Source organism: Clostridium beijerinckii, from assembly GCF_018223745.1.
Classification (GTDB): domain Bacteria; phylum Bacillota; class Clostridia; order Clostridiales; family Clostridiaceae; genus Clostridium; species Clostridium beijerinckii.
On sequence record NZ_CP073653.1, the window covers coordinates 3,427,650 to 3,450,218 of the forward strand.

The 22,569-nt window shown below is 30.4% G+C and carries 21 protein-coding genes and 2 pseudogenes; 11 read left to right on the forward strand and 12 right to left on the reverse strand.

Translation table 11 applies throughout. From position 1 onward, the window contains the following. Positions 1-93: 93 nt before the first annotated feature. Positions 94-354, reverse strand: coding sequence for a hypothetical protein (locus KEC93_RS15395; RefSeq protein ID WP_039771525.1), 261 nt, complete (start codon positions 352-354; stop codon positions 94-96). A 16-nt stretch (positions 355-370) separates the two neighbouring features. Next, the gene (locus KEC93_RS15400; RefSeq protein ID WP_023975575.1) at positions 371-844 is read right to left on the reverse strand and encodes a hydrogenase maturation protease; all 474 of its coding nucleotides are present in this window, start codon (positions 842-844) and stop codon (positions 371-373) included. 81 nt (positions 845-925) lie between these two features. Between KEC93_RS15400 and KEC93_RS26725 the strand changes: the two genes are divergently transcribed. Further along, the gene (locus tag KEC93_RS26725) at positions 926-1,057 is read left to right on the forward strand and encodes a hypothetical protein (RefSeq protein ID WP_276517137.1); all 132 of its coding nucleotides are present in this window, start codon (positions 926-928) and stop codon (positions 1,055-1,057) included. A 106-nt stretch (positions 1,058-1,163) separates the two neighbouring features. On the opposite strand, the gene KEC93_RS15405 is transcribed toward KEC93_RS26725, so the two are convergent. Together KEC93_RS15405 and KEC93_RS15410 are read right to left on the reverse strand one after the other, a co-directional pair. Beyond that, positions 1,164-2,555, reverse strand: coding sequence for a nickel-dependent hydrogenase large subunit (locus KEC93_RS15405; protein ID WP_077868180.1), 1,392 nt, complete (start codon positions 2,553-2,555; stop codon positions 1,164-1,166). A 70-nt stretch (positions 2,556-2,625) separates the two neighbouring features. Continuing rightward, positions 2,626-3,501, reverse strand: coding sequence for a hydrogenase small subunit (locus KEC93_RS15410; protein ID WP_077868179.1), 876 nt, complete (start codon positions 3,499-3,501; stop codon positions 2,626-2,628). A 435-nt stretch (positions 3,502-3,936) separates the two neighbouring features. Between KEC93_RS15410 and hcp the strand changes: the two are divergent. Next, a pseudogene (gene hcp, locus KEC93_RS15415) lies at positions 3,937-5,585 on the forward strand (hydroxylamine reductase). Between the two features lie 116 nt (positions 5,586-5,701). Here hcp and KEC93_RS15420 read toward each other — a convergent pair. Then, the gene (locus tag KEC93_RS15420; protein WP_111944691.1) at positions 5,702-6,118 is read right to left on the reverse strand and encodes a flavodoxin; all 417 of its coding nucleotides are present in this window, start codon (positions 6,116-6,118) and stop codon (positions 5,702-5,704) included. Between the two features lie 191 nt (positions 6,119-6,309). Further along, complete coding sequence (locus tag KEC93_RS15425) at positions 6,310-7,023, reverse strand: Crp/Fnr family transcriptional regulator (protein WP_039771532.1); 714 nt, start codon at positions 7,021-7,023, stop codon at positions 6,310-6,312. A 270-nt stretch (positions 7,024-7,293) separates the two neighbouring features. Here KEC93_RS15425 and KEC93_RS15430 point away from each other — a divergent pair, with 270 nt between their 5' ends. Then, a complete protein-coding gene (locus tag KEC93_RS15430) occupies positions 7,294-8,526 on the forward strand; it encodes an FprA family A-type flavoprotein (RefSeq protein ID WP_039771534.1) in 1,233 nt (410 codons plus the stop codon). 196 nt (positions 8,527-8,722) lie between these two features. Here the strand turns inward: KEC93_RS15430 and KEC93_RS15435 are convergent, their stop codons facing one another. Next, on the reverse strand, positions 8,723-9,913 hold the full coding sequence (locus tag KEC93_RS15435) for an oxygen-binding di-iron domain-containing protein (RefSeq protein ID WP_023975465.1): 1,191 nt from the start codon (positions 9,911-9,913) through the stop codon (positions 8,723-8,725). 428 nt (positions 9,914-10,341) lie between these two features. Here KEC93_RS15435 and cooS point away from each other — a divergent pair, with 428 nt between their 5' ends. Further along, entirely contained in the window at positions 10,342-12,270 is a 1,929-nt protein-coding gene (gene cooS, locus KEC93_RS15440) for an anaerobic carbon-monoxide dehydrogenase catalytic subunit (protein WP_039773342.1), read from the forward strand. Between the two features lie 200 nt (positions 12,271-12,470). Here cooS and KEC93_RS15445 read toward each other — a convergent pair whose 3' ends face one another. Together KEC93_RS15445 and KEC93_RS15450 are read right to left on the reverse strand one after the other, a co-directional pair. After that, positions 12,471-12,800, reverse strand: a complete 330-nt coding sequence (locus tag KEC93_RS15445) for a protease inhibitor I42 family protein (RefSeq protein ID WP_017209212.1) — start codon at positions 12,798-12,800, stop codon at positions 12,471-12,473. Between the two features lie 237 nt (positions 12,801-13,037). Then, a complete protein-coding gene (locus KEC93_RS15450) occupies positions 13,038-13,985 on the reverse strand; it encodes a methyl-accepting chemotaxis protein (protein WP_077867752.1) in 948 nt (315 codons plus the stop codon). A 465-nt stretch (positions 13,986-14,450) separates the two neighbouring features. Here KEC93_RS15450 and KEC93_RS15455 point away from each other — a divergent pair, with 465 nt between their 5' ends. The 4 genes and pseudogenes from KEC93_RS15455 to KEC93_RS26840 all read left to right on the forward strand — a co-directional run bounded on the left by KEC93_RS15455 (position 14,451) and on the right by KEC93_RS26840 (position 16,602). Next, positions 14,451-14,996 (forward strand): flavin reductase family protein, encoded by a 546-nt coding sequence (locus KEC93_RS15455; RefSeq protein ID WP_077867753.1) that lies wholly within the window; start codon positions 14,451-14,453, stop codon positions 14,994-14,996. Between the two features lie 17 nt (positions 14,997-15,013). Further along, complete coding sequence (locus KEC93_RS26830) at positions 15,014-15,655, forward strand: ferredoxin-like domain-containing protein (RefSeq protein ID WP_241426542.1); 642 nt, start codon at positions 15,014-15,016, stop codon at positions 15,653-15,655. Further along, positions 15,655-15,810: pseudogene (locus KEC93_RS26835) on the forward strand (hypothetical protein); the annotation flags it as partial. The gene KEC93_RS26830 and the pseudogene KEC93_RS26835, both read left to right, overlap by 1 nt. 75 nt (positions 15,811-15,885) lie before the next feature. Beyond that, positions 15,886-16,602 carry a ferredoxin-like domain-containing protein gene (locus KEC93_RS26840; RefSeq protein ID WP_241394862.1) on the forward strand — a complete coding sequence of 239 codons (717 nt, stop codon included), beginning with the start codon at positions 15,886-15,888 and terminating at the stop codon, positions 16,600-16,602. A 59-nt stretch (positions 16,603-16,661) separates the two neighbouring features. Here KEC93_RS26840 and KEC93_RS15465 read toward each other — a convergent pair whose 3' ends face one another. After that, positions 16,662-17,423: a SagB/ThcOx family dehydrogenase gene (locus KEC93_RS15465; RefSeq protein WP_077867754.1), complete on the reverse strand. Its 762-nt coding sequence runs from the start codon at positions 17,421-17,423 to the stop codon at positions 16,662-16,664. A 282-nt stretch (positions 17,424-17,705) separates the two neighbouring features. Next, the gene (locus KEC93_RS15470) at positions 17,706-18,074 is read right to left on the reverse strand and encodes a heavy-metal-associated domain-containing protein (protein WP_077867755.1); all 369 of its coding nucleotides are present in this window, start codon (positions 18,072-18,074) and stop codon (positions 17,706-17,708) included. A 235-nt stretch (positions 18,075-18,309) separates the two neighbouring features. On the opposite strand from KEC93_RS15470, the gene KEC93_RS15475 reads away from it, so the two are divergent. After that, positions 18,310-18,876, forward strand: a complete 567-nt coding sequence (locus tag KEC93_RS15475) for a PadR family transcriptional regulator (RefSeq protein ID WP_241394825.1) — start codon at positions 18,310-18,312, stop codon at positions 18,874-18,876. A gap of 5 nt (positions 18,877-18,881) precedes the next feature. Then, complete coding sequence (locus KEC93_RS15480; RefSeq protein WP_077867796.1) at positions 18,882-20,246, forward strand: MFS transporter; 1,365 nt, start codon at positions 18,882-18,884, stop codon at positions 20,244-20,246. Between the two features lie 224 nt (positions 20,247-20,470). Here KEC93_RS15480 and KEC93_RS15485 read toward each other — a convergent pair whose 3' ends face one another. Further along, positions 20,471-20,821, reverse strand: coding sequence for a hypothetical protein (locus KEC93_RS15485; RefSeq protein ID WP_012059221.1), 351 nt, complete (start codon positions 20,819-20,821; stop codon positions 20,471-20,473). 400 nt (positions 20,822-21,221) lie between these two features. Here KEC93_RS15485 and KEC93_RS15490 point away from each other — a divergent pair, with 400 nt between their 5' ends. Further along, positions 21,222-22,568: a TrkH family potassium uptake protein gene (locus KEC93_RS15490; RefSeq protein ID WP_039773346.1), complete on the forward strand. Its 1,347-nt coding sequence runs from the start codon at positions 21,222-21,224 to the stop codon at positions 22,566-22,568. Position 22,569 lies beyond the last annotated feature (1 nt).

The following is a 22,569-nucleotide window of genomic DNA, read 5'->3' on the forward strand; positions in this document are numbered from 1 at the left end:
TGCATTACTAGAGTGACAGACCCTTGTTCTGATTTTCACCCTGATCCTATCTAACGATATATTGGGATAATATCGAGTTTCCAATATAGACTTCTAATTTTCATTTTGTTCGCCTTGAATGCTTTTAAGAATTGCTGTTTGATCCTGTATATCTTCCCTCTGTACATTAACTTTTGTCCATTTTCCAACTAACTTTGAATTAAAATTCTGAAGATGTTCATAAAGATTCTCCTCATTAACATGACTTCTGTGATTTACAATAACAGTGAATGTTTTAACTTTATTAATATTATTAGTTTCACATATATTCTTTAATTCTTCTGAAATCTTACTTAATAAAATAGTATCATGCATATTTTTCACTATCCCTTCATTTATTTTTTGACTGTAAATTAAGTATATTTATTTCTATTTCATCTAAAATCTTTTTAGAAATCTCTTCCAATTTATCTTGTAATTCTTCGCTCAATCCCAAGCCAATTCCAACATCATTAACTTCAATTCCATAAATTTGCCCTTTAGCACCAGGATAAAAAAGTTTTAATAAATCCAAGAAATTATAACTATGCTGGGAATATCCCTTTTTCTTAGAAACAAAATCATCTAACTGAAAACAAGTGATTTCACCTGGACTCTTTCCATAATATGCAGCATCTAAAATAAATATATAGTCATCTTCTTTTACACTGGCAATACTGTATTGAACATCGGTTTCTCCATAAATAACTTTAATATTCTTTTCTAAAAGCTTCTTTTCTATCTTTTTTGCTACTTCAATTCCTATACCATCATCCCTCATTAAAACATTTCCAATCGCAATCACTTTAATATTAGAGTTTACCATAATATATATTTCTCCACTTTCTATAGATAAACGAATTTCGATCCAAATTTGTACTTTAAAATGTATTCCACACTAGAAAGAATGAATACTCTTTTGTGTAGTGTTTCATCTGAGAATATCGCTGTAGGTATTTCTTTAGCAGAAGTTGTTCCTGTTGCTTGTCATGAGCTTCCCTCAGGAGCATGCAACAGTGGGTGCAACTTCTGCTATTAGAAATCCACAGCTGTATTCTCCAGTAACCGAAACAACAGAGTATTCATTCTTCCGGCGAGTTATCACATAAGTATGATTTTTAACTTGTTTATCTATGCATATATTTTTACACCAAAACCTCTACTATTTCTGTATCACCTGCTGATCCAATCAAATGAGTTGCACAAGATACACATGGATCAAATGATCTTACAATACGACCGATTTCTATAGGCTCTCTAATATTGTTTAACTTAGTTCCAATCAAGGCTTCTTCTATAGTTCCAGGAAGATTTGATTCATCCTTAGGTGATAAATTCCATACGGTTGGTGTTATGATATTATAATGATTAATAACATTTTTATCTATTTCAATCCAATGACCGAGAGCACCTCTAGTAGTATCAGTTAAGCCTGCACCATAAGCTTTTTCTGAAATATTATAAGTTTTTTGATTATTAGGTCTTAGTTCTACTCTTTCAATAAGCTTATTCATTATTCCTATAATCTTTTCTGTTTCCAATACCCTTGCTATATTTCTATCCATACATGAATGTCCATTTGTGTATTGTCCACTCACTATTAACCTTGCTAAAGGACCAACTTCCATAGGAAGTCCTAAATAACGGGGAGCTTTTATAAAAGTGTACGCATCTAATTTAGATAAATCTACTTCTTCCAGCCCTTCGTCCTTTTTATACCACGAATAATGGATTTGCTCTGTGATTTTATCTGGTTCCAAAGGATATTTTACATTATCCTTCATTACTCCTGACTTAACATAAGTAATCTCAGAATCTTCATATTTATCAAATACTCCATAAGTCATAAAATATGGATAAGATTGTCCTTTTTTAAAATAGTCAGAGTAATATTTAGAAATTATCTCTACATCTTCTTTCATTATATTTTTTACAAAAGATTCTATTTTTCTAATAATACTTTTTACTTTTTCTAGTTTATACGCATCTATATTCACCGTAACTCCACCTACAAAAATACCATGGTTATGAGGAGCTTTTCCTCCTAGAAGTGCTAATCCTTCATGAGCTAATCTACTGAGTTCAATACTTTTTACATAATCCTCTTCTATTTTTTTGTTTATTTTATCTGGTAGTCTATAATCAGTATATTGTTGTTCTTCTATTAATTTTATGTTTGATATTTTTACATAACTTGGCATAGACAGAAGATAAAAATGTCTTAAATGGTTTTGTATAAATTCAAAGCCATGTAAAATATCTCGAATATAATTATCATTTAAACTAACTGTTACTTTTAATGCATCTTCTAACGCTAAAGTAGAAGCCATTGAATGAGCAGTAGAGCATATTCCACAAATTCTCTCTGTAAAATATACAGCATCTAAAGGTGATCTTCCTATTAACATTTTTTCGAATCCCCTAAAGAGTAGTCCACTTGCATTTGCTTTAGCAATTGTATTCCCTTCTACTTCTGCTTTTATTTCCAAAAAACCACTGATTCTTGTTACCGGATCTATAGTTATCGTTTTGCCCATAACTCCTCCTTGTGGTACATGAAATAAAACAATTGATCAGTATACTTGTCCACTATTTTATTTCATGTGCCTAATACTTTACAAAAGGTTCCATTCCATCTGGGAATTGTGCATTTGCACACCCAATACAATTTGTATTATCTCCAATAGGCCAGTTAACGTATCCATTCCATTTTCTCCTTGGGCAATCAGTTTTTGTAACAGGCCCTCTACATCCTAGTTTGATCATGCAACCTTCATCTCCAAACTTTTGTGCAAATATACCTTGATCAAAAAATCCTCGCCTTGTACAATTATCATGAATTGTAACTCCATAAAAAAGTAGTGGTCTTCCCTCGCTATCTAATTCAGGTACACCATAACCAATCAAGTGTGCCAAAGTTCCTACTACCCAATCCGGATGGCAAGGACAACCTGGTAGTTTAATAACTTGACGATTTAAAACTTCCTGTACACTTTTACTTTCTGAAGGGTTTGGTTTTGCAGCTGATATTCCCCCATGAGAGGCGCAAGTTCCTACTGCTACAACATATTTCGCTTTTCCGCCAGCTAATTGTATTGCATCTAATGCTGTGATATTTGTCCCATTATAATTTGCTACAATGTTATAACGCCCATTTTCTTTTGTTGAAACTGCCCCATCCACTAATAATATAAACTCTGTATCTAGTGTTTCTAAAAACTTTTCAAAAGCAAGCTGCCCTTCTAATCCCATAAGTGTGTTGTTATAAGTAAAATTCAACATGTCAGTTAAAATATCATAAAGCCCAGGATTTTCACTATTAAGTAAGGAAATTATATTTCCTGAACATCCTGTCACTTCAAGCCATATAGCATTCATCTTTTTAGACTTTTTATCTTTTAGCATTCCTACAACATCGTTTGCAAGTCTCTTTGACGTATGAATCTTAGCTTTTGTAAGTGGACATACTTTTCCACTAGTCAATTTAATTCCTCCATAATTTATTACTTCTTTCAACTTATTAAAAAATTAGAACTTTTCATTTTCTATAATAATTATCATTAATATAAGCTAAATTATGTACTGGTTTTAGATTGCAAATGCGTTCAATCATTTCTACAGCTAAAGTATATGATTATAATAATTTAAAAATGCTATACTCTATTTCCAATCCTTAACTTTATAAGATTTAATTCCTTTCGATAGTATTATTATTTAAATAAATAACTTCGGAATTTCTCATAGAAGAATCAGCAAAACATCACAAATTTTTAAATTATAATCAAAGTTTTGACAAAAATTCGTTATTTATTGTGGTTATTTTTACATTTTTATGAAAATTATATTTTATTTTTATCCAATTTATTGTATAATATATCCGTAGCATTATATTATGTAAATATGAGAGGAGTTTTTATTATGGTAGAAAAAATGTTTTGTTATCAATGTGAACAAACTGCTGGGGGTAAGGGATGTACTAAAATAGGTGTGTGTGGTAAAACACCTGAAATTGCAGCAATGCAAGATTTATTGATTTATCAATTAAAAGGAATCAGTGTTTACACAAAAGAACTTTTAAACAAAAATGAAAAGGTTGACACATCAGTAGCCTCTTTTGTTGAAGATTCTTTATTTATGACATTAACTAATGTTAATTTTGACCCTAAGGCTCACCTTATTCAACTTAAAAAGTCTCAAGAAATTAAAGAGTCTTTAAGAGCAAAGGTTAAATCTGAAAATATCACCTCTCCTGAAGCGTTGTACAACCTAAGTGATTCTAAAGAATCTATACTTGAAGATGCTGAAAAAGCTGGAATAATGTACGATGAGAACTTAGATCCAGATATTCGTTCTCTTAGAGAAACTATAAAATATGGTTTAAAAGGAATCGCTGCTTATTCTCATCAAGCTAGATTTATAAAATATACTAGCGATGAAGTAAATGACTTCTATTTTAAGGCTTTAGCAGCTTTAGCTGATGATAGTTTAAATCTTGAAGATTTGATTAAACTTGCAATGGAAACAGGTACTATGAGTGTTAAGATTATGGAAGTTTTAGATACTGCTAATAATACTACTTATAGTTCTCCATCACCTACAAAAGTTAATGTAAATATTAAAAAAGGTCCATTCATAGTAGTTTCTGGACATGATTTAAGAGATCTAGAAATGTTACTTGAGCAAACTGAGGGTAAAGGAATAAATATTTATACTCATGGCGAAATGTTACCTTCACATGGATATCCTGAATTAAACAAATATCCTCATTTAGTGGGTAATTTCGGAAGTGCATGGCAAAATCAACAAAAAGAATTTGATAATATATCTTATTGTATTTTAATGACAACAAACTGCTTAATGAGACCAAAAGATTCTTATATAGATAGAATATTCTCAACAAGTGTTGTTGGATTTGATGGTATTAAACATATTGAAAAAGATGAAAATGGATATAAGGATTTCTCTGAAATAATAAATAAAGCACTTGAACTTGGTGGTTTCACAGAAGACGAAGAAGTTAAAGAAATTTTAGTAGGCTTTGGGCATAAGGCAACCTTAGGTCATGCTGAAACAATTATTAATGCAGTTAAAGACGGAAAAGTTAAGCACTTCTTCTTAATTGGTGGATGTGATGGTGCAAAGCCTATGGAAGAAATTATTATACAGAGTTTGCTGAAAAAATTCCAAGTGACTGTATTATTCTTACTTTAGCGTGTGGAAAATATCGTTTCAACAAATTACAATTTGGTGAAGTTGCAGGACTTCCAAGATTGCTTGATGTTGGACAATGTAATGATGCATACTCAGCAGTTAGAATAGCTTTAGCTTTAGCTGATGCATTTAACTGTACAGTTAATGATTTACCTTTATCAATAGTATTGTCTTGGTATGAACAAAAAGCTGTATGTGATTTACTAGCATTACTTTCATTAGGCGTAAAAGGAATGTATATCGGGCCAAGCTTACCTGCTTTCTTAACTCCTAATGTATTAAATTTCTTAGTTGATAATTTCGATCTTAAACCAATCAGTACTCCTGATGAGGATTTAAAACAAATATTAGGCTAAACTTTTAAAGTTGGACAAGTATTTGAACTATTGCAAAATGCATAAAGCCACTGTATAAAATTGAAAACCATGCAATAAGGGAGATAAATCTCCTTATTGCATGGTTTTTGTTATTCCTATTTTGCTATTAATTTTCCAAAATCTCTGCATTTGTCTTCATCTTCACCTTCAGGAGATTCCTGCACGGTTAAACCTTCGTTTATTAATATAGCACCATATGACTCCATTCTCTTTTCCCATTCTGTCATCCATTCACCATTGCCCCATCCCCATGAACCAAAAAGAGCAACTTTCTTTCCTTGCAAACTTCCTTCTAATGATTTAACAAAAGGTTCCATTTCACTTTCATCTAATTCTTCTGATCCATAAGCTGAGCATCCTAAAATAAGTATTTCTTCATTATTAACATCATCAAGTGTTGCATTTGATACTTCAACTAATTCGGCTTTCTTCCCCTCTGATTCTATTCCTTCTAGAATTAAGTTTGCCATTTTTTCTGTATTTCCTGTTTGACTAAAATATACAATTTTCATATAACTTCCTCCAATCACTTTTCTCCTAAAAATTTATTTTTTATCTATTTCTTGATATAAGTATAACTTTATTAATTTAAATAAAATGTGATTGAAATCAAATCAAGAAAAAATCTGATATACGCAAGTTTGATATCTATATAAAAATAAATATTCATTATTACATTAATAAGCAATAATGAATATTTATTTTATATATAGTTCTTCAAGCCTTCTTCATCTATAATGATTATTGTTTTTGTTCCTATTATTTTTATTAGATTTTCATCTTCTAATTTCTTTAATTTCCTGCTTATGGTCTCCCTCGTCACCCCAATATAACTCGCCATATCTTCCCTTGATATGGGTAGTTTTACAGAAATATTACCTTCAACATTTTCTCCATACTTCTCCATAAGCTCTATAATTAAATAAGCCATTCTTGAGTCAACATCGTTAGTTGCTAAATTCTGAACAAGATTTTCAACTTTTGATAATCTCTCTCCTACTGTTTCTAATACCTTTATTCCAATCTCAGGATTCTTCATCATTATATCTTTCATTTCCTCCTTAGTAAGAGTACATATTTTAGCATCCTCTATAGCTTTAGAATTAAATCCATATTTAGATGGTTTTATAAGTTCTAATTCCCCAAAGAAATCTCCTTCTGAAAGTATATGTAGTATCTGTTCCTTACCATCCTTAGTATATTTATATAATTTTATTTTTCCTTCATTTATAAAATAAAGTGTATTAGCTATATTACCTTCAGTAAAAATAACATCGCCTTTACTGAATTCTTTATGATTAATTTTATTTACAATCTCCACTAATTCGTCTCTATTTAAATTTTCAAATATTGGAACCTTACTAGCACAAAGTCCTCCCCTACAATTATTGCAGCAATTACCACAGTGAATATTCATAACAAATCCTCCTATCTATAAGATATATCTACAAATACTATCTTACTTTAAGTTGTGTCCCGTGTATATTTAATTCTAACTAAAACCACTCAAGTAATATTCTCCTTAGTATCATTATAATAAAAAACTCATGAAAACTTAATCTTAATATTTTGATTTGAATCATATTTTTATAATTGATATGGATATAAAATAAAATCATCGAAAGACAACAACTTAGAAAACTAATTGAAATATAAAAATAAACACAAATTATGGAGGTTTTATATTATGGAACAAAACATTATGCTAGGTAAAAATATATTTTGGGTTGGTAAAGTAGATGATAGAGATGTGCCTTTTCATAGGTTAACTTTAACTAAAGGAACTACTTATAACAGTTATTTATTAATGACAGAAAAGCCTACAGTAATTGATACTGTTGATATGAGTTTTGGAAGAGAATTTGTACAAAACTTAAATAATAAGATTGAACTTAATAGAATTAAATATATTGTAATTAATCATACAGAACCTGATCATTCTGGTGCCCTTGGAAGCTTAGCAGCCAAAGCAAAAAATGCTGTAATTGTATGCACAGAGCCGGCTGTAAATGAACTTAAAGAGATGTACAGGCTTCATAATAGAGAATTTTTGGTTGTAAGTGATGGTGATACTTTAGATATAGGAGGCAAAATTCTTAAATTTATACAAACACCATATCTTCATACTGAAGAAACTATGATAACTTATTGCGAAGATAATAAAATTTTATTTCCTTGTGATATTTTCAGTACTCATGTAGCCAATTATGAATACTTCAATGACTTAGCTCAAGTAGACATAAAGGAAGACTTTATTACTTATTATAAATTGATAATGCATCCTCACAGAAGATATGTTCAAGAAATGATTGAAAAAATCAAAGATTTAGATATAAAGATGATAGCTCCTTCTCATGGATTTATTATTAGAGATGAAGTCCAAAGCTTTATAGATATTTATGATAATATGAGCAAAAATACAGAGCTAGATAAAAAAGCACTTATTCTATACTCTACTATGACAGGTAATACAAAAAAGATTGCAGGCATTTTTAAAGAAAAGTTTGAAGAGCAAAATATAACTTCAAATATTATTGATGTAAATAAAGATGCAATGGATAATATAATGAATGCTATTAATGAAGCTGACGCAATCTTCTTTGGCAGCTCAACTAAATATGGTGACATGATTGGAAATATGGAAGAGGTACTAAAGAATCTTAAAACTCTAAATTTAGAAAACAAGCTAGGCGCAGCATTTGGTTCTTATGGCTGGAGTGGAGAGGCTATAGAGGTTATACAAGACTATTTAAATAAAACTAATTTAAGATCATTAAATACTTCTGATATAATTAAATCTACTGGTATGACTGATATAGAATTACCTCTAAGAATTAGATTTTCATCAAAAGAAGACAACCTAAAGAGCATTGATAGAATAGTTACCTATACTAGTGATTTATTGTTTAGTGCAATTTAAAATAAGGCGCATGAAAAGAAATAAAGTGCCCAAAGTTGCCGTAGATATTTTTCATCTATAATCTACATCAAAAGGATCTTGTGAGATTAGGCACAAAACAGCCTTTCTTTCCTAAGATCCTTTTGATATTAAATATAACATTTATTTGCTTAGTATATGTGTCTCACCCACTATTTAATCAAACTATTATTAATATTTAAAATTCTTCTAACACTTTCTGACCAAAATTCTTTCCAAAGGCTATGCACTCTTCAAGTTCGTCATCATTTGGCATATATTTAAACTTTAATCCATCTTCAACAACTTTAATTTTAGCCTTTGTTAAATAGTTTGTAAGAATATCTGTTGATTCTCCACCCCATCCATAGCTTCCAAAAGCTGCACCTACTTTCTCATTAAACTTCAATCCAATTAAGTCTTCAATAAGAGGTAATAAAGACGTTAAAATTCCACTATTAACTGTTGATGATCCTAGTATTATTCCCTTTGATTTAAAAACTTCGGCTAATATATCACTTTTATCTGAAGTTGCGACATTAAATATTTTATATTCTACCCCTGCTTCTCCTAGGCCTTTGCCTATAAATTCAGCCATTTTATGAGTAGCCCCCCACATTGAATTATATGCAACCACTACACTTTTATTTGATTTTCCAGCTGCCCACTCATAATATTTCTCCACTATCATCATTGGATCTTTTCTCCAAATGATGCCATGAGCTGGAGCTATCATATCTACAGGTACTCCAAGTTTTTTAAGTTCGTCTATTTTTTTTGTAACCAGTTTACTAAAAGGAGTAAGTATGTTTGCGTAATATTTAAGAGCTTCCTGATTAACTTCTGTTTCATCTACTTCATCATTAAAAATGCTCGAAGATGCATAATGCTGTCCAAATGCATCATTAGAAAACAATATATTTTCTCCAGTAAGATATGTAAACATGCTATCAGGCCAGTGAAGCATAGGAGCTTCTATAAATACAAGATTATTTTTACCTATATTTATCTTCTCCCCTGTGGAAACGACCTTAAAATTCCACTCCTTATGATAATGCTTCTGTATTGACTCTAAACCTTTTTTAGAAACAAAAACTGTTGCATTAGGAATATGCTCCATTAATGCAGGTAACGCTCCTGAATGATCAGGTTCCCCATGGTTCATAACAACATAATCAATCTTTGATATATCAGTTACCTCTCTCAAATTTTCAAGAAACATCTCAGTTAAAGGTTCCCATACAGTATCTATAATAACAGTTTTTTCATCTTTAATAAGATATGAATTATAAGTACTTCCTCTATGTGTAGATAATTCATTTCCATGAATATGTCTTACTTTCCAATCAGTTGCTCCAACCCAATATACTCCATCTCTAAGTTTCTTCATTCTAATTCCTCCCATTTGTTAAATTCCACTTCATGATTTCTATAAAATGTATAATTTAATCCTTAATATACGTAGTTTCCTAGTATATTATACTTAGGGCTTGTAGCACTTAGATTTTAAAATATATATTCCAATGCCAGAATTATAATTCAAATAGACTTAATTCCTAAATAATATTATGTTTTAAACAAAGCAAAATCAGCCAGATTTCTAGCTTCTTTTACTTTATCACAAATTCATCTGCTCCCTGTATCGCAACTATTAGTTCCACATGCCATATATCTCCTTAAACTTAAAAATTATATACATAATTAATTCCTAAATAGGAAAAGTTAATATCGATATTAATAGACGCATGAAAGAAAATAATATGCTTGTATTTCTATTAATTTTCTTTCATATAGGAAAGTTGAAGGAGTGAAATTTTAGTGAGTGAAAAAATGCTAGAAGAATTAGAAGGATTTAACGGAAGAGTAAGTTATCATGATTCTGTAGAGGAGATGGTAAAAAGAATAAGAGCTGATAAATTATCAAATGTATTTGATAGATATGCTTCTCAAGAAAAGATAAGATGTTCGTTTTGTCTTAAAGGGGTAAGCTGTCAACTCTGTTCAAATGGTCCTTGTAGAATTAACGAAAAAGGTGGCCAAGAAAAAGGTGTCTGCGGAATAGACCCTAATGCTATGGCTATGAGAAACTTTCTCCTAAAAAATATAATGGGGGCTGGTACATATAGTCATCATGCTTATGAAGCTTTTAGAACCTTAAAAGCTACTGGAGAAGGAAAAACTCCATTTAAAATTACTGATGTAGATAAATTAAAATGGATGTGTGAAAAAGTTGGAATCGATACAAATCAAGAAGTTAACAAAATGGCAATCGACTTAGCAGTATTGCTTGAAGATCAGCAAAAGATAGATTCAGAAGATAAAAATGTTATGGTAGAAGCTTTTGCCCCTAAGAAAAGAAAGGAAATATGGAGAAAATTAGCTATATACCCAGCAGGTACAGTACACGAAGAACAAAACTGTGTAGCCAGCTGTCTTACAAACGTAGATGGAAGTCATGTCTCACTTGCAATGAAAGCTCTTAGACTTGGAATCGCTACAATTTACAATACTCAAATAGGGCTTGAAATGGTTCAAGATATACTATTTGGAACTCCTACTCCACATGAAGTTAACATGGATTTAGGAATTATGGACCCAGATTATGTAAATGTTGTATTTAACGGTCACCAACCTTGGCCTGGAGTTGCAACAATATTAAAAGCAAGAACAAAAGAAGTTCAAGACATGGCAAAAGCTGCAGGTGCCAAAGGCCTTAGAATAGTTGGTTCCATAGAAACAGGTCAAGAATTACTTCAAAGATTTGAAATGGATGAAGTTTTTGTAGGTCACATGGGTAATTGGCTTACTATAGAGCCATTACTTGCTACTGGTACTGTTGACGTGTTTGCAATGGAAGAAAATTGTTCACCTCCAGCCATAGATATGTACGCTGAAAAATACCAAGTTACTTTAGTATCTGTAAGTACTATAATTGATTTACCTGGTATTGAACATAAGATTCCTTATGAACCTTCAGAAGTTGATAAAATGGCGGATAAATTAATTGAACTTGCTATTGAAAACTTTAAAAAGAGAAAAGAAAGAAAAATTGAACCATTAGTTCCAAAGAAAACTCAAAAAGCTATAGCTGGTTTTTCAACTGAAGCTGTTTTAGGTGCTCTTGGAAACAAACTTGACCCATTAGTAGATGTAATAGCTGCTGGAAAAATTAAAGGAGTTGTAGCTCTTGCAAATTGCTCAACTCTAAGAAACGGTCCTCAAGATTCTATGACTATAAACCTTACAAAAGAACTTATAAAACGCGATATATTAGTAGTTAGTGGCGGATGCGGAAACCATGCTCTTGAAGTAGCTGGACTATGTACTGTTGAAGCCGCAAATGAAATGGCTGGAGAAGGTTTAAAAGAAGTGTGTAACTTGCTAAAAATACCTCCAGTATTAAGCTTTGGTACTTGTACAGATACTGGAAGAATTTCAATGTTAGTTACTGCTCTTGCAGATCACTTAGATGTTGATGTAGCCGATCTTCCAATAGCTGTTACTGCTCCAGAATGGATGGAACAAAAAGCAACTATAGATGGAATTTTTGCACTAGCTTATGGTACTTATACTCATTTATCTCCTACTCCTTTTATGACCGGTGCTCCTCAATTAGTTGAACTTTTGACTGAAAAAGCAAAAGATGTAACTGGTGGTAAAATAGCTTTAGGTGATAATCCTATTGAAGTAGCTGAAAATATTGAAGCCCATATTATTGCAAAAAGAAAAGGTATGGGATTAAGCTAATATATTTTATAAACAAATTCCATTAATATTAAATTAACATGGGTGTCTCAAGATAATTTCTAATTGTTTTGAGGTACTCGTTTTTCTACGCACTATGAGTCAATTTTATTACGTAATATTCATTTTTTTAATTACACTAAACATAATACATAAAAAGAAGAGGCTATATCAAATTTATTATGATATAACCTCTAGTATTATTAACAATTAGCGTTTCTTGGAATAACACGTACACTTACTGATAGTGAATCGGCAATTGTACTATCAGGTGCTATCTGAACAAATACTAATTTTTGAGAAGCTTTCTCTGAATAAAGTGCTTTAAATTTAAATACAGCTGTTCCAGGACTACCAATTGCATTACTATCTGGTATCCATTCCTGACTTAAAAACTCTATATTATTAGGAATATCATAAACAAGTTCCCAATGATATCCTGTGGATCCTTCACTTACTGAACGGATTCTAACACAAAAAGTTTCGCCTGCCTCAACAGTTATTCTTCTTGGAGACACTAATGAATTTGCCATAATACATTCACACTCCTGATTAATATTAATTTTATTCTAATATTCTTTTAGCTTTAATATTTCATTACTAGAGAGCAAATCTTTATAATATAAAATATGTCTAGTAGTATAATAATGTTCATATATTTTTATTCTTTAGCTTATTATATTAAATTTACGTTTTTGTATAACTTATAAAGTAAGAATAAAATTTCAGAAGTTACTAAATGATATAAAAAATACTATGAAATTCCTTTCTTAACTATAAGATTCTAATTGCATTTTCATTTCTTCTAATTGCCTATCTACAATACTTGCCTCTTCTATGTGATTTGTTATAGTTTTTGATGTTACTCTTAAAATTTCATCCACATTTATTATTTCTTTACTCATATTTTCGATATGTTGTTTTTGATTTGTTAAAATTTCTATTACTTTCCTTACTTCCTGCTCAACTTTTCCTATAGAAGATAAGCTTTCTTCTATCTTTTCTGCCGCATTCACTGATGCATTAACCCCTTTAGCAATAACTTCTTTAGATTTATCTGAATTATTTATAACAATATTTGTTTCATCTTCTATATTACCAATTAACACTGAAATATCCTTAGTACTTTGCTTAGTCATTTCTGCTAGATTTCTTATTTCACCCGCAACTATTGCAAATCCTTTCCCTTGTTCTCCAGCCCTTGCTGCTTCTATTGCAGCATTTAAAGCCAGTAAATTAGTTTGATTGGCTATATTCGTTATTAACTTTACAACCTCATTGACTTTACTAAACCGTCTTGCCAATTCATTTATATTTTCAGTATTATTCCTATTCTCATCTTCTAGAAATCTTACTACTTTGACAATTTCCTCAATAGCACTTTTACCTTCATATGATTTATTAACCGTATCTTTTGTAATTTCGATAAGATTATTCCCTTCAAGATATAATTTATCTGTCAAGTCATTAGTATTTTCTGTCAAACTAGAAATCGCATTCATATGTTCCTTCACTTCATCAGCAAGCTTTCCTAAAACATAATGTTGATCATCTACTCTATGATGTTGTTTTACAATCCCCGCTAATAATCCACTCATTTTCTGAAGAAAATTACTAGTATTATCTTGTAATATTTTTGCCTTTATTATTGTTTTTTCACCATCCATTGATTGCTTATTTTCCAAATCTTTAATTTTCTTATTTCTAAATAGATTCATTCAGCTCACTCCTAAATTCTTTCAAATATATCGATTTTTCTTAAATTATATATTGTATTATTTTTATACCCTGCTTCTTCGTTCATGCCCTTAGCTAGATAGAAACTTCTAGTACCAATTGATCAACTCTGTTTCTTAATATAATTTTAAGCTAAAATATTCAAAAAGAATGTGATTTAAATCATATTTCACTAAATTTTCAGTAATTGTAAATCTATAGGTTGTAAGATATTCTTATTTAGTTGTTGTAAGTTTTGTTACAACTGTTTCAGCTTATAATGCAGAAAAGTCATCTCTTGAAGTTAGCCTGTTCTTGTTCTATTATCCGTTAGTCTTGATGTTGCTATAGATATTCAAAGTTATAAAATGGCCTCTTTAGTTAATAGTTAAGTGATTTATATCACGGCACCATTATCATTTATGTTATAAAGTTATATAAGCAAAGTTTTTAGGAGGAATATAGAAATGGAAAAAATAAATGTTAACTATGAAAAAATGTATTACGGATTTCCTGTAATTCTTATAAGTTTTTTTGATAAAAATGGGCTTCCAAATGTAACTACTCTTTCATCTTCCTATAGCCTTAAAGATATGGTAGTTCTTGGATTTAGTAGCAAAGGATATGCAATTAATCAAATTAAAGAAGTTCGTGATTTTGTAATTAATATCCCTGACAGTTCACTTAGGAAAGAAATTAGCTTTTGCGGAACTAAATCTGGTCATGAAGTTCAAAAGTTTGACGCTACCAAATTAACTTATTCTAAATCTAAAATTGTAAACGCGCCAATCATTGAAGAATGCCCAATTACTATAGAATGTACTTTAACAGATGTTATCGAAAAGGATGCCTATGCAGGTATTACTAATATTCTTGGAATTATAAAGGGCAGGATTATTTCAAAGGAATATTTAGATGATGAAAACAGATTAAATATTTCAAAATTTGATAACCTTTTATATTTTGGAGATGGAATAAACAAAGGATATAGATATATTAAAAATGAGCAATAAGATAAGGAGGGAGCTATATGTCTTACCAAGCTATTTGGGCTAAAAATCAAAGACTAAATGACGTAGAAATTATAAAACTTGAAAAGGATGGCTTAGATGTAATTGAAACTATAATTGACAAATACTCGAAGGAAGGTTATGATTCAATAACGCCTAAAGATATGAATAGATTTAAATGGGCTGGCGTTTACGAACAAAAGCCAAGAGAGGGATACTTTATGATGAGAGTTCGTATTAATTCTGGAATAATGACTTCAGAGCAAGCAAAAGTTTTAGCAGGGATTGCTAAAGATTATGGGCATGGAATTGCAAACGTCTCTACAAGAGGAGCTATACAATTTCACTGGGTTCAGGTAGAAGATTTACCTTCTATTTATGAAAGATTAGAAGCTTGTGGCCTAAGTCCTTTTGAGGCTTGTGGCGATTGCCCTAGAACGATAGTTGGAAATCCTCTTGCTGGAATTGATAAAGATGAACTTATGGATACAACTGAACTTGTAGAACAAGTTAATAATTTCTTCTTATTAAACAAGGATTTTTCTAATCTACCAAGAAAATTTAAAATATCAATATCAGCTAGTATACATAATGCAGCTCATGCACAAATTAATGATCTTGCCTTTACTCCAGCAACAAAAAAATTGATAATCAAGGCGTAATTGGTTTCCACGTATGGGTTGGAGGAGGACTTTCAGCAAGCCCTCATTTAGCACAAAAACTAGATATATTTGTTAAACCAGAAGATGTACTAAAAGTTGCTGAAGGTGTATGTACTATTTTTAGAGATTATGGATATAGGGAAAAACGTACTCGTGCCCGCTTAAAATTTTTAGTAGCTGACTGGGGAGCAGAAAAATTCAAGAATAAATTATTAGAATTCACTGGGGATATGCCAAGCTCAGGTGATGATAAATTAGCTTCATGGAATGCATCTTATTATTTTGGAGTACATTCCCAAAATGAAGATGGCAAAAGCTATATTGGTGTTAGTTTACCACTTGGAGAAATCACTTGTGATCAACTTTTAGAACTTGCCGATATTTCAGAAAAATACGGAGATAGAAAAATTAGAACTACACTATCACAAAATTTAATTATTACAGGTATAAGTGATGAAGAGATACCTTCTCTATTAAAAAAAGATGTATTTAAACAACTTTCTCCAAATCCAAGTATTTTTACAGGATATACAGTTTCTTGTACGGGTAAAGAATTCTGCAATTTAGCTATTGTTGAAACAAAAAAACGTGCTAAAGAAGTGATCGAATATCTTGATTCTAAAATTAAACTAGATACACCGTTGCGTATCCATTTTACAGGTTGTCCTAATTCTTGTGGACAAAAACATATAGCTGATATCAGCCTCCAAGGTGCATTAATAAAAACTGAAGATAGCTGTGAGGAAGCCTTTACCATATGGCTTGGTGGTACATTAAACAATGGCGGGCAGTTTGCAGAAAATCTAAACTACCGTGTAAAATCTACTGAGGTTCATATAGTTCTTGAGAAAATAGTAACTTTCTTTGAAAAAAGCAAGTTGGAGAATGAGACTTTTAATGAATTTATCGCAAGAGTAGGAATTAGTAAAATCACAGAAAACATATAAAAACCTAATTAAAACAAAACCAGTGAGATATATCATTTATGTCTCACTGGTTTAACTTTTTATTCTTTCTTTTTTCCAACAGCTGCAAGATATATAATAAATTCTTCATCTCCATCTAGCCCCAAAAGTGTATCTATCATCTTTTGATCATAAATACCTATAGCACATGCTCCCGCTTTAATCGATTCACTTGCTAAATAAAGATTTTGGCATACATGGCCAACATCTATTAAAATCTTTTTATGTGCCGTAATATCAAACTTCCATTCTGAACGATATGGAGTCGTGCTCCAAGCAAATAATACAGCCGCTTTCTTTGCAAAGTTAGGTACAAAAGGCTGGTCTAAAGTAATTTCATCTATTTTATTGTCAATTTCATCTAATTCAAACATGAATAAAAGTTTATGCTCTACTGGTAGATATCTATAAATACCTTTTTGTATCCCATCAACATTCATAATAAATAAATATGTTTCAAAAGAATGCGTTGCCCCACTACAAGGAACTGTTCTTAAAGTTAAACCGGCTTTATTAGTTTCTGTAATTCCTTGAGTAGACCATAATAAATACGACAATTCATCAAGATTCATAGACTTTTCAGCATAAAGCCTTGTACTTCTTCTATTACCTATGCACTTATAAATATTAGAATTCGTTACAGTTTCTTCACTTACCCTTGGTAAGACAACAATTTTAGATTGCGAATCATAAGATTTTATACTATCTGGCTGAGGTATACCTTTCATTTTATCAGTTTTTATATTTTTGAATTCGTTAAAATTAGATTTCAAAAAATTTCTCTGCTTTTCATATCTTGTCATAAAAATTCTCCTATCCTATCTTTTGGAAAATATAATATCATAATACTGAAAAATAGTATGTATCATCAGTTACGTTTATTGTTCTATAAGACGCAATTATTTCTATATTGTAATTTTATTTATCAATCATTTTACGAGAACTAGTGCTTCAAATAAATTCATCTACCATATTGTACCTATCTTATTTCAAGTTTTTATATCAAAAAAGCACCTACATTTCTGTAAGTGTTCTATATTAAATATTAACTTGTCCCATTACCTTAAGACAAACTTTACTAATTATTAATTTTCATCTATGTATTTTGCACTGTATCCTGCCTTACTTATTGCACCTTTGAGTATTTCTTCACTTATATCTACTTTCATTCTAACATTTGCTAAGTTCTTCTTTAAATCAACCTTTGCATATACATTCTCCAAACTGTTAATAGCATTTTCAACATGATTAGCACAATTTCCACATGTCATACCTTCAATATATATAGTCTTTGATATCTGATACTCTGATAACTCCTTTTTGTTTATCTTCTTTCTCTTTGTACTCTTTTCTATAGTTCCCCCACAGCATCCAAATCTTAATTTTTCTATAAAGCTCCTAACTGAAAAAACTATAATCAAAAGTATTATTCCACTTAATATATATGTTGCCATAAAAACACCTTCCTTTAATTAATGTAAATTTATTTATTTTAAGTATATCACTGCAAATTGTATTTGACAATGATTATCATTACCTTGTATTGAATAACAAAAACACATTATCTATTGCTTAAATAGTATTAATATCCTACTAAACAACTCCAAAATTTCATTTTTCAATAATTTTTTCTGATTTCAAAAGTTTTTTATACAAATAACTTGCAATATATATCTTTTAGATATATATTTGATATATCTAAAAGATATATTGGAGGAAATAAAAATAATGAATGAACTTTTTATTTTAGGTGAATTAATGGAAGAACCACAAAGTGGTTATGATCTACGTAATGCCTTACAAGCTTCTTTAGGACGTCATCGTAAAGTCAGCTATGGAGTAATTTATCCATTGCTTGAAAAATTAGAGAATGATGGTTTTTTAGATATAACTAACGTAGAATCACACGGAAAAAATAAGAAAATGGCTACAATTACGGAAAAAGGAAAAGAACGTTTTTTTGTGCTAATGAACATGCCTGTTCCAAGTGGAGCCCATACTGCTGATATATATTTAATTAAACTTGATGTAATGCAGCACCTTACACTAGACGAACAAATGCAACTATTGGATCAATTCGATCAAGAACAAAGAGAGATAATTGAAGATACGCAATTTGCACTAAAAAAATTAGCTGAGGAAAATTCAAAAGATCACTGGTATGCAAGTAAAAGGTTTGAATTGCGACTACAGCAGGCAAATGTTGCAATTGATTGGATTAAAGAGTTTAAACATGAACTGAAGAAAGAATGGTGATGAGAATGACAAAAGAAATAAAAATAGCCTTATTAATGGCTGCTAGTCTCTTTATGGAGATTTTAGATGGAACAATTGTAACAACTGCACTACCTAAAATGGGCCAATATTTTCATACGGGTTCATCAACAATTGCTTTACTCGTTAGTGTGTATTTGATCACAGTTGCGATTTTTATTCCCTTAAGTGGATGGATGGCTAATCAATTTGGGAAAAAGAAAATTTGGATTATTGCTGTCATCCTCTTTACCATTAGTTCCTTAAGCAGTGCACTAGCGCCTAATTTCTCTTTCCTTTTGATAATGAGAATTATACAAGGAATTTCTGGTGCATTGATGACACCTACCGCAAGACTGATTGTGTTAGAAAAAACACCAGCTTCACAGCTATTAAAAATGATTAGTTACTTGATTTGGCCAGCACTCATCGCACCAGCAATAGCACCTTTAGTTGGTGGATTTATTGTTACCTACTGGAACTGGCAATGGATTTTTTTAATTAATGTACCAATAGGTTTAATTACAGCATTAATAGGAGCAAAATTAATTGATATTGATAAAGTAAAGAATAAAACTTCATTTGATCTTATAGGATTTATAGAAATTGCACTTTCATCTGGCATAATTTTAGTTGGAGCAGAAATAGCCACTCACGGAAAAGATTATTGGTTTAGCGCGCTAGGATTAGTAATTTTAGGAATAATACTTGGATTTATAGTTTTCGAGCACTTAAAAAAATCAGATAATCCACTATTTTCACTTGATTCGCTAAAAATAACTTCTTTTAGAATATTCCAGACAAGTGGATCTGTTCTATGGCTATGTGTTGGAGCATTACCGTACATATTAACAATTTTTTTACAAACAGTCTTTCAATGGTCAGCAGTAAAAGCAGGTAGTTATGTGCTATTTATTTTTGTTGGAAACATTGGAATTAAACCTTTTACAAATATAATTATTCGTAAATTAGGCTATCGCGGTGCACTATTATCATCATTTGGAATGGTGTTTGTTACATCAATTGGTTTAGCATTCATTCAAATTAATACTTTTCCTGCTTGGATAATGTTTCTTGCGCTAGTTTCAGGTGTAGGACGTTCATTAGCCTTAACTGCTTACAATGGACTAAGCTTTTCTGAAATAGCCCCTCAAGATAGGAATAGTGCAAATACTTTGAATGCTGTAGTTTCAACATTAGCACAAGGAATGGGTATATCAATTATTACAGTTGTTGTTAATTTACTACAGATTTTCTTTTCAATTACTATCTCTTATAAATTAGGCTTTGTTTTCCTTGGTCTATTGATGTTATATCCAGTAATCGAAGTAATATTTTTACCTAAAAACATTGGACATGCTACAATCAGCTAGTTTTATTTATAGTCTTCCATTCAAAAAAACTCAAACTTTAATTAAGATTGCTATCATAAAATAGGCTTTTACAATGTATGTTTTTCAAAAATTGTGTCAATAATTAAAATACGATTTCCTATTTTCAATAAATAAAGAGATAGCATTATTATCATTAACCTGATATGTCTGCTATCTCTTTCAATTTTACTAAAAGAACTAATTAAATTAATTTACATATATCTTTATTTGGAAAGTTCATTTTGAAAATCACAGGAAGCAACTACCTTGTATCCTGATGATCTTAGATTTTCCAGCAAGATTATTACTCCTGTAATATACTGTTCTTCCTTTATACCTTCTCCAGGCTCAATACCAAGATAATATTTTGAGTATAGAAAACCGTCTTCTTCTTTAACACTTTTTTCTTCACTAAAATCTTCATTGTTTATCAATTCTATTTTCATTAAATCCGAGATGATTGTCCATCTTTTTTTACTACCCATTGTTATTTTTTCAATTAAATTCAATATAACTTCTTTTTCTTCATCTGTGTTGATGAAAATTTTACAGTACGAACTTCTATATTTACTCATATTATCACTCCCTCATAACAAAATATTATCTAATATGTACTCAATACAAGTATACATTAATAGATAGAATACGTAAATATTTTGAAATAAGGCTCTAATTATCCATAAAAATCTTATCATTATTCAACGTTTGATAACACTATCATATTTCGATAATATTTCTGTCAAATTTCAATCCTAATATTATTAACATTACAAATAATTACATTGAAATAAACTCAGAAAATGCTAAAATACAAATAAATACTTAGCATATATGACTACAAAATCGGATATTTATCTTATTGGCTTCAATATAAATTCCTAGAGAATAAAAAGATTTTTGTATATTTCCAATATGAATATGGGGAAATATATATATATAATAAATTACAAGTTTATTAATCTTAAGGAGGTACACATGACAGAAGCTTTAATGAAAAAGCCAAAACTTAGTGCTGTTCAAATACTCGCAATAGGCTTCGTGCTAGTTATTTCAATTGGTGCGATCCTACTTAGTTTACCAATTTCATCAGCAAATAACGAATATACTAATTTTCTAGATTCACTATTTACATCAACTTCAGCTGTATGCGTTACAGGACTTGTAACTTTAGATACAGGCACTTATTGGAGTATTTTCGGCAAAATAGTAATAATGCTTTTAATTGAAACTGGTGGCCTTGGATTCATGTCTTTTACTGTTTTTATAGCAATAATTTTAGGAAAAAAGATTACTCTTAAAGATAGACTTATAATGCAGGAATCAATGAATACTTTTAGCATACAGGGGCTTGTAAAGATGGTTAAATATATTTTGGGGTTCACAATAATTATACAAAGCCTAGGTGCAGTATTATTATCAACACAATTTATACAACAGTTTGGATTAAAAGTCGGAATATTCTACAGCATATTCCATTCAATATCTGCATTTTGCAATGCTGGCTTTGATTTATTTGGAAATTATACTAGTTTAGTTAGTTATTCTAGCAACCCTATTGTTTTATTAACTATAAGTGCACTTATAATTATTGGCGGGCTTGGATTTACCGTTTCACTTGAAATATATAATTATAAAAAAAACAGAAAACTTTCGATTCATTCAAAAATTGTACTTTACATAACAGTAGCTTTAATTATTTTTGGTTTTTTACTTATATTTTTTATTGAGTATGAAAATCAAAAAACTCTTGGAGCCATGAATTTTAGAGATAAAGTTCTTAATGCTTTTTTTGCTTCTGTTACCCCAAGAACTGCAGGATTCAATAGTATTTCAACTGATGGAATGACTATGGCTGGTAAATTTATAACTATTATATTAATGTTTATTGGCGGCGCGTCTGGTTCAACAGCTGGAGGACTTAAGGTAACTACTTTTGGTGTACTTCTATTTACTTTAGTGTCAGTGCTAAATGGAAGAGAAGACACTGAAGTATTTGGCAGAAGATTTTCCAAGGGAACTGTATATAAAGCTTTTACTCTATTATCTATTGCTACGATATTAGTGTTAATAGTAACTATAATTCTTACTATTACGGAACCAAAGGAACTTTTCATAAATTTACTGTATGAAGCTACATCAGCTTTTGCAACTGTTGGACTGACTACTGGAGTCACTCAAAATATAGGTTCTATTTCTAAAGTAACTCTTATTATAACTATGTATCTTGGCAGAGTTGGTCCTTTAACAGTCCTATTAGCTGTTATTAATAAAAAGAAAAAAAATAAACTTAAATATCCTGAAGGAAAAATATTAATTGGATAGG